Origin of the sequence: Vibrio sp. M260112 (assembly GCF_036533775.1) — a bacterium.
In the GTDB taxonomy this organism is placed as follows: Bacteria; Pseudomonadota; Gammaproteobacteria; order Enterobacterales; family Vibrionaceae; genus Vibrio.
This window is the reverse complement of the sequence record NZ_JATABH010000030.1, coordinates 25,729-41,664: the sequence shown is the minus strand read 5'-3', so window position 1 is coordinate 41,664 and position 15,936 is coordinate 25,729. Positions and strand designations below refer to the sequence as shown.

General features: G+C 44.7%; 14 protein-coding genes, 1 pseudogene and 1 riboswitch. Of the genes and pseudogenes, 11 read left to right on the top strand and 4 right to left on the bottom strand.

Translation table 11 applies throughout. From position 1 onward, the window contains the following. A partial coding sequence (locus tag QTN95_RS21275) for a helix-turn-helix domain-containing protein (protein ID WP_443088871.1) occupies positions 1-93 on the bottom strand: 93 nt, incomplete at its 3' end. Between the two features lie 124 nt (positions 94-217). Here QTN95_RS21275 and QTN95_RS13305 point away from each other — a divergent pair. From QTN95_RS13305 to thiH, 8 genes and pseudogenes are all read left to right on the top strand, one after another. Then, positions 218-493: pseudogene (locus tag QTN95_RS13305) on the top strand (multicopper oxidase domain-containing protein); the annotation flags it as partial. Between the two features lie 115 nt (positions 494-608). After that, complete coding sequence (gene crcB, locus QTN95_RS13300) at positions 609-995, top strand: fluoride efflux transporter CrcB (protein WP_331417796.1); 387 nt, start codon at positions 609-611, stop codon at positions 993-995. 73 nt (positions 996-1,068) lie between these two features. Beyond that, positions 1,069-1,167: riboswitch (TPP riboswitch) on the top strand. A gap of 148 nt (positions 1,168-1,315) precedes the next feature. Then, a complete protein-coding gene (thiC, locus tag QTN95_RS13295; protein ID WP_331417795.1) occupies positions 1,316-3,256 on the top strand; it encodes a phosphomethylpyrimidine synthase ThiC in 1,941 nt (646 codons plus the stop codon). After that, positions 3,256-4,590, top strand: a complete 1,335-nt coding sequence (locus tag QTN95_RS13290; protein WP_331417794.1) for a thiamine phosphate synthase — start codon at positions 3,256-3,258, stop codon at positions 4,588-4,590. The genes thiC and QTN95_RS13290 overlap by 1 nt, the downstream gene beginning before the upstream one ends. Then, positions 4,580-5,371, top strand: coding sequence for a HesA/MoeB/ThiF family protein (locus QTN95_RS13285; RefSeq protein ID WP_331417793.1), 792 nt, complete (start codon positions 4,580-4,582; stop codon positions 5,369-5,371). Before QTN95_RS13290 ends, QTN95_RS13285 begins: the two co-directional genes overlap by 11 nt. Continuing rightward, the gene (gene thiS / locus QTN95_RS13280; RefSeq protein WP_138973675.1) at positions 5,368-5,631 is read left to right on the top strand and encodes a sulfur carrier protein ThiS; all 264 of its coding nucleotides are present in this window, start codon (positions 5,368-5,370) and stop codon (positions 5,629-5,631) included. Before QTN95_RS13285 ends, thiS begins: the two co-directional genes overlap by 4 nt. A gap of 4 nt (positions 5,632-5,635) precedes the next feature. Beyond that, entirely contained in the window at positions 5,636-6,406 is a 771-nt protein-coding gene (locus QTN95_RS13275; protein WP_331417792.1) for a thiazole synthase, read from the top strand. Between the two features lie 19 nt (positions 6,407-6,425). Then, positions 6,426-7,547, top strand: a complete 1,122-nt coding sequence (thiH, locus tag QTN95_RS13270; RefSeq protein ID WP_331417791.1) for a 2-iminoacetate synthase ThiH — start codon at positions 6,426-6,428, stop codon at positions 7,545-7,547. 90 nt (positions 7,548-7,637) lie between these two features. On the opposite strand, the gene QTN95_RS13265 is transcribed toward thiH, so the two are convergent. After that, positions 7,638-9,428, bottom strand: a complete 1,791-nt coding sequence (locus QTN95_RS13265; RefSeq protein ID WP_331417790.1) for an aminopeptidase P family protein — start codon at positions 9,426-9,428, stop codon at positions 7,638-7,640. Between the two features lie 100 nt (positions 9,429-9,528). Then, positions 9,529-10,470 (bottom strand): LysR substrate-binding domain-containing protein, encoded by a 942-nt coding sequence (locus tag QTN95_RS13260; RefSeq protein WP_138973679.1) that lies wholly within the window; start codon positions 10,468-10,470, stop codon positions 9,529-9,531. A 105-nt stretch (positions 10,471-10,575) separates the two neighbouring features. On the opposite strand from QTN95_RS13260, the gene QTN95_RS13255 reads away from it, so the two are divergent. Both QTN95_RS13255 and tsrA read left to right on the top strand, forming a co-directional pair. Next, positions 10,576-11,769 carry a multidrug effflux MFS transporter gene (locus QTN95_RS13255; protein ID WP_331417789.1) on the top strand — a complete coding sequence of 398 codons (1,194 nt, stop codon included), beginning with the start codon at positions 10,576-10,578 and terminating at the stop codon, positions 11,767-11,769. A gap of 84 nt (positions 11,770-11,853) precedes the next feature. Beyond that, positions 11,854-12,138 carry an H-NS-like global regulator TsrA gene (gene tsrA, locus QTN95_RS13250; RefSeq protein ID WP_138973681.1) on the top strand — a complete coding sequence of 95 codons (285 nt, stop codon included), beginning with the start codon at positions 11,854-11,856 and terminating at the stop codon, positions 12,136-12,138. A 40-nt stretch (positions 12,139-12,178) separates the two neighbouring features. Here the strand turns inward: tsrA and asnC are convergent, their stop codons facing one another. Next, complete coding sequence (asnC, locus tag QTN95_RS13245) at positions 12,179-12,643, bottom strand: transcriptional regulator AsnC (protein WP_138973682.1); 465 nt, start codon at positions 12,641-12,643, stop codon at positions 12,179-12,181. Positions 12,644-12,745: 102 nt separating this feature from the next. On the opposite strand from asnC, the gene QTN95_RS13240 reads away from it, so the two are divergent. Then, the gene (locus QTN95_RS13240) at positions 12,746-15,883 is read left to right on the top strand and encodes an EAL domain-containing protein (RefSeq protein ID WP_331417788.1); all 3,138 of its coding nucleotides are present in this window, start codon (positions 12,746-12,748) and stop codon (positions 15,881-15,883) included. Positions 15,884-15,936 lie beyond the last annotated feature (53 nt).

The following is a 15,936-nucleotide window of genomic DNA, read 5'->3' as shown; positions in this document are numbered from 1 at the left end:
CTTGTTCACGCTAGTGCGGCTTACCTTCAGGTATTTGGCAATCTGTGTTCGAGACCGCCCTTCTTTAAAGTGTGCTAGAGCAAGTAAACGCATCTTCATTTGTATAGACTTCTGCTGACTAGCGAGTTTTTTAAAGTCGATGTTGTCGAAGCTATCCATGGCATTCTCGTGTAGAAATGACAGCCTCAATTAGACCATATTTTTACTTAGATTGGTATTAGTGAAGCTTGAGCTGGGTAAAACTTATATCTTTAATCTCAAGAATGTCACCCAGTACCATCATCCCATCCATATACACGGTTATACATTTACAGTTCTAGAGTTAGACGGAAAGAGAGTTGATATCCCTTTCCATACTGACACCGTGTTGCTTGGTAAAAATGTAAGTGCGAAGGCGGCTTTCGTTGCGGATAATCCTGGACGCTGGATGTACCTCTGCCACGTTATCGAGCATATGAAAACGGGTTTGATGGGACATATTGAAGTTAAGTGACACCTGTAACCTTTTAAATTTCAAACTTTGTTTGATGTAAGATGCTATGAATTTTGGTCGATTATTTATCGATGATCGATACAATATCAACCAGAAAATAGTTTTTGGGGGAGTTATGGGTCAGCTTTCTATTCTTGGTTTTATCGCAGTGGGTGGTGCCTTTGGTGCTTGTTCGCGTTATTTGATATCTGAGTTATGTATCATGCTGTTTGGTCGAGGCTTTCCATACGGTACGCTAGCTGTTAATGTGGTGGGTTCTTTTATAATGGGCTTGCTGATTGCAGCGTTTGAGAATGAGCTTCTTGCACCAGAGCCATGGAGACAGATTATCGGTCTTGGCTTCCTAGGTGCCTTGACTACGTTTTCTACCTTTTCGATGGATAACGTTTTACTCATGCAGCAAGGCGCATTTTTCAAGATGGGACTGAACGTATTGCTCAATGTCGCGTTGAGTATCTCTGCTGCTTGGGTAGGATTTCATCTACTGGTCAAAAGTTCGTAGTTTTTTTTGTCCACTTTTTTAACAATTTTTGTACAGGTCGGCTTGGTTTAACCAAGCCGATTTTATATACTCGCTTTACTTGTCGGAGTGCCATAAGGCTGAGACCGTTAATTCGGGATCCGTTGAACCTGATCAGATTAGTATCTGCGAAGGGAACAAGAGAAGATACCTTAACCAGTATCAAACTGGTTAATATCAAATATCGATTCTGTAAACAGTCATACTTTTAGCACTGTTTTCGATACCTCTTGTCGCATCTTTCCGCCAAGCATTTTTATCCAAAATCTTTTTATCTAGAATAACAAGCAAGGAAAAATGCTATGTCGAGTCGCAAACAAGCGAGACTGGAAGCTAAACAATTCATCGATACGTTGTCTGTTCAACCGTATCCTAATTCACAAAAAGTGTACGTAGAGGGCACTCGTCCTGACATTCAGGTCCCTATGCGAGAAATCACGCTGTCTGATAGTCTAATCGGTGGCACTAAAGAATCCCCTATCTTTGAGCCTAATGAATCTGTACGCGTCTATGACACTTCCGGTGTCTATACCGATCCAAACCACAAAATAGATCTGTATAACGGACTACCTAAGCTGAGAGAAACTTGGATTGAAGAGCGTAGCGATACTGAAATTCTTGATGATGTCAGTTCGATTTACACTAAGCAGCGATTGGCAGACGAAACGTTAGATGACCTTCGTTACGGGAATCTACCAAGAATTCGACGCGCTAAAGCCGGTCACCGTGTGACTCAACTGCACTACGCCCGTAAAGGATTAATTACTCCTGAGATGGAGTACATCGCTTTGCGCGAGAATATGGGACGCGCCAAGTATCGTGATGAAGTGCTTAATCAACAACATCCTGGTCAAAGTTTCGGTGCCAACTTGCCCAAAGACATTACCGCTGAGTTTGTTCGTAATGAAGTTGCTCATGGACGCGCAATAATCCCATCTAACATCAACCATCCAGAGTCTGAACCTATGATTATTGGCCGAAACTTTCTAGTTAAGGTCAACGCTAATATCGGCAATTCATCGGTTACATCGTCTATCGAGGAGGAGGTTGAGAAGTTGGTGTGGGCCACTCGTTGGGGGGGCGATACGGTTATGGATCTCTCAACAGGGCGCAATATACACGAAACACGAGAGTGGATATTGCGTAACAGTCCAGTGCCAATTGGTACGGTTCCTATGTATCAGGCTCTTGAAAAAGTGAACGGTATTGCCGAAAACCTTAACTGGGAGGTGATGCGTGATACGCTAATCGAACAAGCGGAGCAAGGTGTTGATTACTTTACTATTCATGCCGGACTTCTTCTTCGATATGTGCCAATGACGGCCAAACGAGTAACAGGTATCGTTTCGCGGGGCGGTTCCATTATTGCCAAATGGTGTCTAGCTCATCATCAAGAAAGCTTCCTCTACACGAACTTTAGAGAGATATGCGAGATCTGCGCGAAGTATGATGTCGCACTATCGTTAGGTGATGGTCTTCGCCCAGGCTCAGTTGCTGATGCTAATGATGAAGCTCAGTTTGCTGAGCTACGCACGATTGGTGAACTCACCAAGATAGCTTGGGAATACGATGTTCAGGTCATTATTGAGGGGCCAGGCCATGTCCCAATGCATATGATCAAAGAGAATATGGATCAGCAGCTAGAACACTGTCATGAAGCCCCTTTTTATACACTTGGTCCGCTCACAACTGATATTGCTCCAGGCTACGACCATATTACCTCTGGTATTGGATCTGCGATGATAGGTTGGTATGGCTGCGCAATGCTTTGTTATGTGACGCCAAAAGAGCATCTTGGTTTGCCTAACAAAGAAGACGTTAAAACGGGGATGATTACCTACAAGCTTGCTGCACATGCGGCAGATTTAGCGAAAGGGCATCCTGGTGCCCAAGTTCGTGATAATGCTTTGTCAAAAGCTCGCTTTGAGTTTCGTTGGGAGGATCAATTTAACCTAGCGCTAGACCCAGATACGGCGCGTGCTTTCCACGATGAGACTCTGCCACAAGAGTCGGGCAAAGTTGCCCATTTCTGTTCAATGTGTGGTCCAAAGTTCTGTTCCATGAAGATCTCACAGGAAGTTCGTGAGTATGCTAAAGACACCGAACAGGTGGCAGCAGATCAAGCTATATCGATAAAAATGCTCGATGACCCGCTGGAAGGAATGCGTCAAAAATCGGCAGAATTTCGTTCTACAGGTTCAGAGTTGTACCATCCTGCTGTTCAGCCCGAGGTAGCCGAGTAGTGATGAGAATCCTTATACCTGCGTCATGTATTGCAATGACGGGGAATGTTCAGCAATGTCTGTTGTTGGCTAGAGAACAAGGATTTGATATCGAGTGTATTGAGTTGGGCGTTAGCTCAACTCTACATTTCCAACTTGTTCGCGACCAACATATCACTCGCATCAGTACAGACTTAATATCTAAGCATGATGGTCAAGTGCTTCTAGATTACGTGCTTTACTATCATGGTTCGATTGATATTGAGAGATACCTAGAGCAACCCAAGAATTCTATTTTTATCGATGTAGAAGATGCTGAGCAAGGCGATGTAAGTTGCATTCTGTCGCAGTTCGATATCTGGAGACATCCAGACACAGGGGAGGTGCGAGCACTTTCCGCTACGCCTTCGCTCTTGTTTCGTCCCAAAGCGCATTTTGTGTGGGTGGTGACACTACTTGCTCTGGACTTTCCTATTGAAGATGCACTGACATTAGCCCGAGCAATGTTGGCTTCCTGTGATGATGTTTCACGTGAAACACTTTCCAATCCAAGATTGGGGTTCAACAAAACATGGCCAAGTTCCTATGCTCATTTTCCTGTACCTGTTTTAAATGAATCACGACTTGGTATTGATGTGGATTGGTCGACTGCAAATCAAGCCTTATCTTTTCTATCGTTATCGAAGTTAGCGTTGGGGCTATATCCAGTTGTTAACAGTGTTGAATGGATTGAGCGTTTACTTGAGTTAGGCGTGAAGACGATTCAGCTGCGAATTAAAGATCCACATCGGCATGATTTAGAGCAGCAAATAGAAAGAGCTGTAGCGCTTGGTCGCCAGTACCACGCTCAGGTGTTTATCAATGACTATTGGCAGCTGGCGATAAAGCACGGTGCCTTTGGTGTTCATCTTGGACAAGAAGATATAGAGCAGTCCAACCTCGATCTACTGAGAGAAGCCGGAGTATGTCTTGGGCTGTCGACACATGGATATTATGAGTTGCTACGTATAGCGCAGATTTATCCGAGTTACATCGCCTTAGGGCATATATTCCCAACAACCACAAAGCAAATGCCTTCATTACCACAAGGATTGGTTCGATTGGCTCTATACCAGCAATTGATCGATACAATTCCTTATCGTGGGAACCAAGGACTTCCTACCGTAGCGATTGGTGGTATTGATCAAACAAATGCGCATCAAGTTTGGCAGTGTGGGGTTTCCAGTCTCGCGGTAGTCAGAGCAATCACTGAAGCTGACTCAATAGAGCAGGCTATAGAGTTTTTTCAACAAGTAATGAGTAAGCACTGCGTTCGAGACAAAAACAATTCAGAGGAACTTACACATGCTAAGTGATGAAGAATTTGTTAGATATCAGCGCCAAATCGCCTTACCTGAGTTTGCTGAACTAGGGCAGCTGGCGTTATCAGAAGCACACGTATTAATCATCGGTTGTGGTGGATTAGGTAGTGCTGCGAGTCTATACCTATCCGGCGCAGGGGTAGGAAAGATAGTAATTGTTGATGATGATGTGGTTGATCCGAGTAACTTGCATCGTCAAGTCATATATCGGGAGCAGGACGTCAATAGACCAAAGGTCATTGCGACTCAAACGCAAATTAGAGCGTTGAATTCTAACGTTGCTATTAGGGCGATCAATAGACGACTAGATAGTCGGCAATTGAGTCTCGAGGTCATGCTTGCTGATGTCGTTTTGGATTGTAGCGACAACATGACGACTCGACAGATGACCAATCAAGCTTGTATTGAACAGCGCAAACCTCTGATCACGGCCGCGGCAATAGGATGGAAAGGTCAGTTTTCCGTATTCGATTATCGTAATTCCGACTCCGAAAATGGCTGTTATCGCTGTTTGTTCCCGTTCGATGAGCTAACACATCCGGTTAGATGCAGCGATAGCGGAGTGCTGGGTCCTGTAGTTGGCACAATGGGTAACTATCAAGCCATCGCGGCAATTCAGCTTTTAGTTACCGGCAAGTTTCACTTTCAGCCCGCTACCTTACATCTATTTGATGGGTTAAAGCTTGCTTGGCAAACCTTATCGATAAACAGAGATAGTCAATGTTCTGCTTGTGGGTCGTTAAGTCAGACTAAATTTCCAGAGGTGCAAATATGAGTACATCAAATAAAGTTTCGGTGTCGTCTGATTCGCTAGATAGTACCAGTAGTTCGACGATAACCATTGAGATCAATTCAATTCCACAGCTTGTACCTTTTGGCTGTAACCTAGAAAACATAGTGACCCAGTTTGCCATTACGGATTCTGGGTACGTATTTGCGATCAATAATCAGGTTGTGCCACGCAGTGACTGGAGCAATACCATTCTCATTGAGGGAGACAGCATCTCTCTATTTCAAGCTATAGCAGGGGGCTGAATCAATGCTTAAAATTGCCGACAAACAATTTAACTCTCGTCTGTTTACCGGAACAGGGAAGTTCGCCAATAGTGAGTTGATGGTAAAAGCCATTGAGGCATCTGGCTCTGAGTTAGCCACTATGGCTCTTAAGCGTGTTGATGTTAACGATAAGCAAGATAATATCTTGCAGCCACTTATCAATGCAGGTGTTAACTTACTTCCGAACACCTCTGGTGCAAAAACCGCAAAGGACGCAATCTTCGCAGCTCATTTAGCGAGGGAAGCGTTAGCAACCAACTGGCTTAAGTTGGAAATCCATCCTGATCCTAAGTACCTAATGCCAGACCCAATAGAGACGCTGCTTGCAGCAGAACAACTGGTTAAAGATGGTTTTATCGTTCTACCTTATTGCCATGCTGATCCGGTGTTATGTAAGCGCTTAGAGGAAGTAGGGTGCGCTGCTGTTATGCCTCTTGGAGCGCCAATCGGCAGCAACAAAGGTGTTGTGTCGCGCGACTTTCTCGAGATCATTATTGACCAAGCGAATGTCCCGGTTGTTGTCGATGCTGGTATTGGTGCGCCATCTCATGCTGCACTCGCGATGGAAATGGGTGCAGATGCCGTGCTTGTCAACACAGCGATGGCGGCATCTACTCATCCTGTAGAGATGGCGATAGCATTCAAATTAGCCGTCGAATCTGGTCGCATGGCATTTGAAGCAGGACTCGCAGGAAAAGCAAACCATGCGATTGCATCTAGTCCTCTCACATCATTTCTCGATCAACTGTCGTAAACAGCAGTGAGGAGAGCGAATGAGTTTTGTTGAACAGTACAAAAAATACAATTGGCATGATATTTCGATGTCGATCTATGCCAAAACCGCCAAAGACGTTGAGAATGCTTTGGCTAAGAGCCGGCGAGACTTGGAAGATTTTAAAGCGCTAATCTCTCCAGCAGCAGAGCCCTATCTTGAGCAAATGGCCCAACTGTCATATTCAGCGACACGTACACGCTTTGGTAACACGATGTCGCTCTATATACCGCTCTATCTTTCAAACTTATGTGCCAACGCTTGTACCTATTGTGGATTTTCTATGGAGAATCGCATTAAACGTCGCACATTGAATAAGCCAGAAATCGAGGCAGAAGTCGAGGCGATTAAGCGTATGAAGTTTGACAATGTGCTGCTGGTAACTGGTGAGCATGAGACTAAGGTAGGCATGAACTACTTTAGGGAGATGGTTCCACTAATAAAGCAGCGCTTTAACTACTTAGCTATGGAGGTTCAGCCATTACAGGAGCATCAATACGCAGAGCTTAAAACGCTCGGTTTGGATGCGGTCATGGTCTATCAGGAAACTTATAACGCTTCCACTTATGCCAAACATCATTTGCGTGGCAATAAAATGGATTTTGACTTTAGGTTGGATACGCCAGATAGATTAGCTAAGGCTGGTATCGACAAAATTGGTATCGGAGCTCTAATTGGTTTGGATGAGTGGCGCACTGATTGTTTTTACGTTGCAGCACATCTCGACTATCTCGAACGGACGTATTGGCAATCACGTTACTCAATTTCTTTTCCTCGGCTGCGACCATGTGAGGGGGGAGAAAGCTCCGTTGTACCGAAATCTGTTATGAGCGATAAACAGTTAGTCCAGCTTATTTGCGCATATCGATTGCTCAATCCAGAAGTTGAGTTGTCACTTTCTACCAGAGAGTCACCTCAGTTTAGAGACAATGTTTTATCACTAGGTATTACGAGTATGTCAGCGGCGTCAAAAACTCAGCCTGGGGGATACGCTTCAAATGACGCGGAGCTTGAACAGTTTGAGATCAGTGATGAGAGAGGCGCGGATTTAATTGAAGCAATGATTAGGTCGAAAGGTTTAGATCCGGTGTGGCGAGATTGGCATTGTGCATATTCTGGTTAGAGTGTTTCACGTGAAACATCGACATAGAATTGATGAATAATAATAGGCTCTCTGGTCGGAGAGCCTTTTTTATAAGTATAAGAACTTACTCTATGAATGGGTAAGAGGCTGAGTCGCGTTCTTTAGCCACTCTTTGACATCACCTTCGACCAGTGGGCTGATATCATCCCACACTTTTTGGTGGTAGTCGTTTAGCCACGCGAGTTCTGGACGTGTCAGCATATCAATATTGATGTTTCTGATATCAATTGGGCAACGTGTTAGCGACTCAAAGCTGAGTACAGGGAAGTCGCCTTTAGTCGGTGTTTCGACAACAAGCTCTAGGTTCTCAATTCGGATACCGAATGCATCAGCGCGGTAGTAACCTGGCTCATTAGACAAAACCATACCTTGAGTTAGAGGCACATCAATTTGCTTTTTAGATATGCTAGCGGGTCCTTCATGAACACTGAGGAAATGCCCCACGCCGTGTCCGGTACCATGGTCATAGTCGTAGCCTTCGGCCCATAAGTGCTGACGAGCTAGAGTATCAATCTGGTATCCTCGAGTACCTTTAGGGAAACGAGCGCGAGCGACACCAATGTGACCTTTTAATGCAAGCGTGAACTGCTTAATCATTTCGTCGCTAGGTTTTCCGATAGCAATGGTACGCGTGATGTCTGTGGTGCCATCTAGATATTGACCGCCAGAATCAACCAAGTAAAGACTGTCTAGTTGAAGTACTCCAGGCTCGGGTTGATTCTCATGGTTGTAGTGACACATTGCGGCATTGCTGCCGGCTGCGGAAATAGTGTCAAAGCTAAGATCCATCAGTGTCGGGTCTTGTTTTCTAAATTGCTCAAGTTTGTCAGACAGTACCGCCTCATTGTGAAGATTTCCCGTCGCTACTTCTGAATCTAGCCAACTCAAGAACTTACACATCGCAACGCCATCTCTAACGTGGCAAGCTTTCATGCCTGAAATTTCGACGTCGTTCTTCGATGCTTTAGGCATTAGACAAGGATCGGCAGCATTGATGACTGACGCACCGCTATTTTGCAGAACCAGTTTGAACCAAGCATTGCTGGTCGCTGGATCGAGTAGCACTTTTTTACCCGCAAGCGCTTCGATCTGTGCCTTGAGTGAATCTGGGTGATGGACGGTTACACCATTACCAACGTGTTCAGAGAAGTTGCTAGGCAGACGTGCTGGGTCAAGGAAGAATTCGACACTCGCATCGTCATGGAGAATCGCGTGAGATAGCAAAACAGGCAAGCGTGAGACATCAAGACCACGTAAGTTCAATAACCAGCAAATTGAGTCCAATGCGGTTATCACAGCGGAGTGACCTCCTGCCTTTGCAACCAAATGTGCGATCTCTTGACGCTTACTCTCACTAGATTGACCAACAGCTTCTGTCGCCATCAGTCTTACATCCGAAATGACGGGGGCAGGACGATCATGCCACAACTGGTCAATCGGGTTGCTTTGCAAAATATTAAGCTCCAGCTTTCCTGCAAGTTTTGCTTGAGCTGAATCTAACCAAGCTGAGTTATGCATACGTGGGTCGATCGCGACTGAACATCCTGTTTCAAGATGTTCGAGGATCCAATCAAGAGCAGGCTCTTCAATTAAATGGCGATATTCGAACAACGTTGATGGGACCTGTTTAGTTACTTGAACCGTGTAGCGACCATCAACAAAAATAGCGGCATTGTGTTGAGTAATGACAGCAACACCGGCAGAACCTGTAAATCCAGTCAGCCAGTGGAGACGCTCATTGTGAACGGGGACGTATTCGCCAAGGTATTCGTCTTCATGTGGGACAAGCAGGGCGTCTAAATTATTCTGTGCGAGCCAATCGCGAATAGCAGCCAAACGCTGTTCTGTAGTCATAAGCATCTGTGGTAATCCTTCATTATTGTCTAGTTGTCCGTGTCAACGTTTAAGCGTGCAGTTGGACGATGAGAATAAGCTACTCTTTTTACCGTCAGCCTGCAAATTATCTAAGAGCAGTGGTTTTATCCCGAATGATTTGTCGTAGCCAAGATAATGCAGGGTCATTTTCTCTATCACGGTGCCAGAACAGCGTATATGCCATTGGAGGAAACTCCATCGGTAAAGGTAGGACAGTCAAGTCGAGCTGCTTTGAGGCTAGTTTTACAAAATGACTCGGTGCGGTAAATACGAAGTCTGTGTAAGAACATAAGCTTGCCGCACTGTTAAAGTCAGGTACGGTAATCGCGATATCGCGCTCTTTGCCGATGTCGGCTAATCGATAGTCGAGTAACCATCTTTCGTTGCCATCACAGCGAACTTGAACGTGGCGCTGAGCCAAAAAGTTATCGAGATTCCAAACTTGCCCCAGAGCAGGATGTTCTTTTCGGACTAAACACATTTGGTTATCACGGTATATTTCCTGCTCGCAAATATCGCTAGGTGGCAGCATAGTGAGTTTTGCATCATTGATGTCGATATCTTTCCCTGTAATGCCTAAGTCAATTTCTCCCCGCTGTATTTGGCGAAATGTATCGTCAGACCAAGCATGAGTACTGATAGTGACGCCCGGTGCACGGTTAAATATCTGGGGAAGGAAGTGGGGTAAGATCAGTGGGTAAACACTTTCGACAGCGGCAATCTGGTAGCGATAATCACTCGAGCTAGGCGAAAACTCTTCAGGTTGTGTTAGCTGTTCTAATTGATTTATTAGTATCTCAAGTTTGGGTTTAAGAAACAGCGCTTTAGGTGTTGGTTTTAGGCCATGGGCGTGACGCACGAACAGAGGGTCATCAAACTGTGCCCTAAGCTTGGCAAGATTCTTACTGACAGCAGATTGGCTAAGACACAATCGGTGTGCTGCGCGAGTAACGTTAAGTTCTTCAATTAAAACACGTAAACAGACCAGTAAATTCAGATCAAGACGAGCAAGTTTCTCTATATTCATTAGAAATTCTCAGGAGGAATAACTTTGATGACAATACGTCATTAGCAGGCATATCTAGTTTAGCCTACTATAAAGGCAATTTCATCATGCGCAGCGGAGATACAAGTGCAGACGGCAACTTCAACCAACCCAACCAAGCAACAGCTAATGCTTCTTACATTGCTTGTTCTGTTTAGCCCCTTGGCTATTGATATTTATCTGCCTGCACTGCCATTAATTTCGTCAACGTTCCACGTGGAACATGCGTTAGCGCAAGATACGATTACTTGGTTCTTGTTTGCTATGGGCGTCGGTCAGCTATTTGCAGGTCCTTTAGCGGACAAACTAGGACGTCGAACTGTTGCATTGGGAGGAGTAAGCATCTATGCGGTCAGTGCTTTATTGGCGTGGAGCGCTCAAAATATCGAGTGGATGCTGGTCTCTCGTTTGCTACAAGGCTTAGGCGCGTGTGCGACATCGGTAGCAGCCTTTGCAACAGTTCGCGACATCTTTGGTCCACAAAAAAGTGGCAAAATGATTAGTTACTTAAATGGTGCAATCTGCTTTATCCCTGCGCTTGCCCCAATACTCGGTAGTTGGTTAACACAGCAGTTTGGTTGGCGATCGAATTTTAGCTTTATGGCCGGCTTTGCGGCAGTCGTATTGGTGATGCTATGGATTGGGTTAAAAGAGACGAACCCTCAAATGAATAAAGAGCCGGTATTCAAACTCAATCGCTATCTTGATGTTGTGCGTACACCGTCATTCTTGTTTCACGCAACTCTGTGTATGTTAGCGATGGCGGTCATTCTCGGCTATGTAACATCGGCACCCGTAGTACTGATGGAGAATCTTGGCCTTAGTATGAATGAGTTCACCATGTGGTTTGGTATTAATGCGGCAATCAATATTGTGGCGTGTATGAGTGCACCAAAATTTATGGATAGATTTGGAACGCATATGGCACTGACTGTCGGCATTGTAACTTTGGCAATTGCTGGTGTGGTGATGATGCTTCTGCAAGGTCAAACGACAGCGATGGCGTTTATGCTACCAATCTTTATGTCTTCGATTGGTTTTGCATGGATTCTTGGCGCGGCCGCTGGTAAAGCGCTTGCCCCATTTGGCGATAAAGCGGGTACAGCAGCAGCACTGCTGGGGCTTTTTCAAATGAGTGGTTCGGGTTTAGTCGTCGGTACCGTACAGCGCCTAGGTATGGAACCACAAATTATGATCGCAACCTTAATGCTTATTGTCACACCTGCACTTGCTGTTCTATGGTCTAGAACAGGCCGTTACTGGCACCATGCGGTGGCGTAATCTTACGAGATGCGCTTTGATAATTAAATGAAACGTTGTATATTTGTGCTTCTTTATATCGGTATGTGTGGATAAATCGCTACGATGTCAATGACAACCTATGAGATGGCTCGAGTTCTGGAACAATTGGAAGATTCTCCAGAAAAAATAATGTTTGGTAAATTGTTGAGTGAATTGGGCAACCAAAGTGGCGAGCGCATCCGTAGTGCGGCGAAACAGGTTCCGCTTCCTATTCTTCGAGATATGGTGTACCAGTTTCAACAGGTGATTGAATCACGCAAAGGTGAGCAGGTCGAATCACTGGCTAAACAGATTGCAGATCAAGGTATTTCTGTTGAAGACCTTAAAAGTTACCTTGCCTCAAAGTAATAAGATCAAAAATTGATAAAACTCGCTTCGGCGAGTTTTTTTATGGGTTAACGTTTCGATTGATTGGGTTTTGTAGCGAGATCAAAGTCTCGGTAGATTGAACTTCATCAATGGCTTGTAGCTTATCAATCAGAACATACTGCAACTCTTCAATAGAGCGGCACATTAATTTTACGAAAATGTTGTAGGCACCTGTGGTGTAGTACGCTTCAACCACTTCTTCTAACGCATTCAGTTTTTCAAGTGCGGAGTGATAATCTCGAGCTGCATTAAGATTGATACCGATAAAACAACACACGTCATACCCCAACTTTTTGGTATCAACGATTACTTCGGTTCCTTGTATGATATCAGCCGATTTCATCTTCTCGATACGCACGTGAATGGTTGCAGGGCTTACTTCAAACTGCTTGGCCATTTCCGCATAAGGAGTACGTGCATCTTCCATAAGGGTTTTTAGGATTGCCTTATCTAGATCATCCAGTTTGATGTTGTTAGCCTGCATGTAACCCCTTGTAATTCACGTAAATGTTACGACCTTAGTACAAACCATCACCAGTGGTGATACAATAGTAGATATAATTTTTTGGTTCTGAGACACATTTTAGTGCGTTTTTGTCTATTCCTTCTAGCGATAATTTTGAGTTCGTTTTCCCAAGCGCATGATCAAGACGTGCTGGTTGTGCATTCATACCACCAGGGCTTTTTTTGGACTGACGCTTTTCAAAGTGGTTTAGACAGCCAATTGAAGGACTCTAGCATCCCAATACGGGTTCTCTACCTCGATATCAAGCGTATACAAAGTGATACTTACTTTGAACGTTTGTACCAACTGTACAAAACCAAATTCGAACAAGAGACATTTAGAGCGATCATTGTTAGTGATAACAACGCATTAGCATTAATGAATCGACTAGCCAGCGAATTAGGCGATATACCGGTTATTTTTGGTGGTATCAACAACTACACCCCGAATCTCCATGAGAACCTAAATGCGACAGGGATTGCTGAAGATATCGACATCTATAGCAACATCTCTCTCATCGAGCGAATTCAACCACAAGTAAAGCTTATTCATATCGTTAGTGATCACTCGGTCAGCGGCGCTGGGATTCGAAAACAGGTTGGGATGTTTCTTGCTAATTACCCCCATTATCGAGATCGAATTGTTTCCTACATTCCAGACACTTATGAGCAGCTTCTTGAACATGTGTCTAAGTTAAATCGCCGAGATAGCATTCTCTTCTCGATATATGATCGTGAGATTGACGGCCGACTTGTCGCAGAGCACGACAAATGGAAACGACTTAATGAGGTATCAAAAGCGCCAATTTATATGGTGCACGATCTTGCACTGGGCTATGGTGCCGTTGGGGGCGTGGTTCAAAGTGGCTTTCTGCATGGACAACAAGCGGCCAACCTTTTAGTTGGCGCCTTAAATAACCCTGCTGAGCCTTTGCCAAGCGTCAAATTGGGTACTCCTGACATCAAGCTTGACTACCAAGCGATGATGAAATGGGGTTTGGGAGCCGAAGGTGAATCGGACTCTTCACTGTTCAATAAACCGCAGAACTTTACCGATAGGTATGCCAAAGAACTTAAAGTGGTCGGCAGTCTGACTGCCTTCCTATCCATCGTCATCATGGTGCTGATTTACTATTTGAGTCGCATAAAACGCAGTGAACAGATGGCAAAAGAGAGTCAGACATTGATCGAAATGGTGTTTGACCAAAGTTATCATTTTATCGGTGTTTTAGACGCTGACGGTTGCATTACATCGAGCAATAGTAAGCTTCAGGAGCTTCTATACCATCAGGACTTTAGTGTCGATAGACCTATTTGGCAGCACCGACATTGGGAAGTTGAGGCAGCAAAGCAGTTACAGCAGTTTTTCAGGCAAACATCCAATGACTCTGTTGCGCAGTTTGAAGCTGAGATTTGGCATGCTGAACATGGTTCTATGGTTTTGGAAGTCGCGCTTAAACCTATTCCTTCTCCCCAAGGAGGCAAACAATTTTTACTTGAAGCTCGTGATATAACGACAAGGAAAATCACCGAAGAACGTCTTTATCAACGAGAAGCGAATCTAAGTCACTACTATGATCAGCAACCAGTAATGATGTTGACGTTGGATGAGCAGAATCGTGTTCAACAAGTTAACCAATTTGCCGAACAACTGCTTGGTTATAAGTCGGATCAGATTTTGGGTCATCGTCTAAGAGAATTCTATTTTAATCAGGATGAACTCATTCCTAGACAAGTATTATTGCAACCTAAGCAGGCGATAAAGGGCGTGTGGCGACGTGATATCGAATATCGACATGCCGACGGTCATACCGTCTGGGTTAGGGAAAATATTAGACCCTTGGTTGAATCTGGACACATTCTGATTGTCGGGGAAGATGTAACTGAAACGCGCACATTGTCAGAACAGCTTCAGTATCAAGCGCAGCATGATTTGCTTACTGGAACCTACAGCCGTAACTATTTTGAGAGAGAACTAGAGAAGGCTCTGAGTGAAGTAGCAAGTTATACCCGCACTCATGCCATGCTGTACATCGATCTCGATCAGCTCAAAGTTCTCAATGACACTGCTGGACATGAGGCTGGTGACGCTGCAATTCAGTTTTGTGCCAGCATGTTGGAAGAGGTATTACCATACAACAGCATCTTGGCTCGTATGGGAGGAGATGAGTTTGCTATCTTGCTAAGGGATTGCACAGAACTAGATGTTAAGAAAGTAGCCGACACTATTATTACCACTCTCAGTGAGCATGCCTTTGTTTGGGAAGATATCCGTCTTAATCTCAACTGTTCTATTGGTATTCGCTTAATTGACCATACAGCGTCTTCTCCGCAAATGGTCCATGCTCAAGCGGATACAGCCTGTCACGTTGCCAAAGAAGAGGGCAGGAATCGCTACAGCATGTACTGTCTCGACGATAAGGAATTGCGTCGTCGGGAGCAGGAAATGGAGAGCGTCAATCTGGTTCATGAAGCGTTGGCGAACCAGCGCATCGAACTGTTTGCCCAGCGAATACTTGATTTAACAGGTGAAGAGCAGGGCATGCATTTCGAAATTCTAATTCGAATTAAAAACGCCGATGGGGAGTATATCTCTCCAGGCATCTTCATGCCGGCATCAGAGCGATACAATATTGCTCACCTTCTTGATAAACAGGTTGTGACACAAGCACTAGATTGGCTGTCAGCGCACCCTGAAGCACTCAAGGAACTCAGTACCTGTGCGATCAATCTTTCTGGTCACTCAATGGGCAACAAAGAGTTTATCGCTTTCTTGCTGGATAAACTGACGCAATCAGATGTGCCTTGCGACAAAATCTGCTTAGAGATCACCGAAACCGCCGCCATGAGTAATATGAATCAAGCGATAGAGTTTTTTACGCAGTTAAAAGCTTTGGGTTGCCAAATCGCTCTCGATGACTTTGGCTCAGGTCTATCGTCATTCGGATATCTGAAGAAGCTACCCGTCGATATCGTCAAGATTGACGGAATATTTGTTCGAGATATCGATGTGAATGAAATGGACCACCTAATGGTGCGTTCGATCAATGATTTGGCGCGTCAGATGGGCAAAAAAACGGTTGCTGAATTTGTCGAGAATACCCACATCATTGAACAACTTATGGAGTTGGGCGTAGATTATGCTCAGGGATACATCATTGGCAAACCTAAGCCACTGCGGGAGTTAGTGGAAGAGCTAATGGCGATAGAGAAAACTTAGTACCCTTATTGAAAATCCAGTACACTGCGCACTCTTATCGTAACAACATTTTG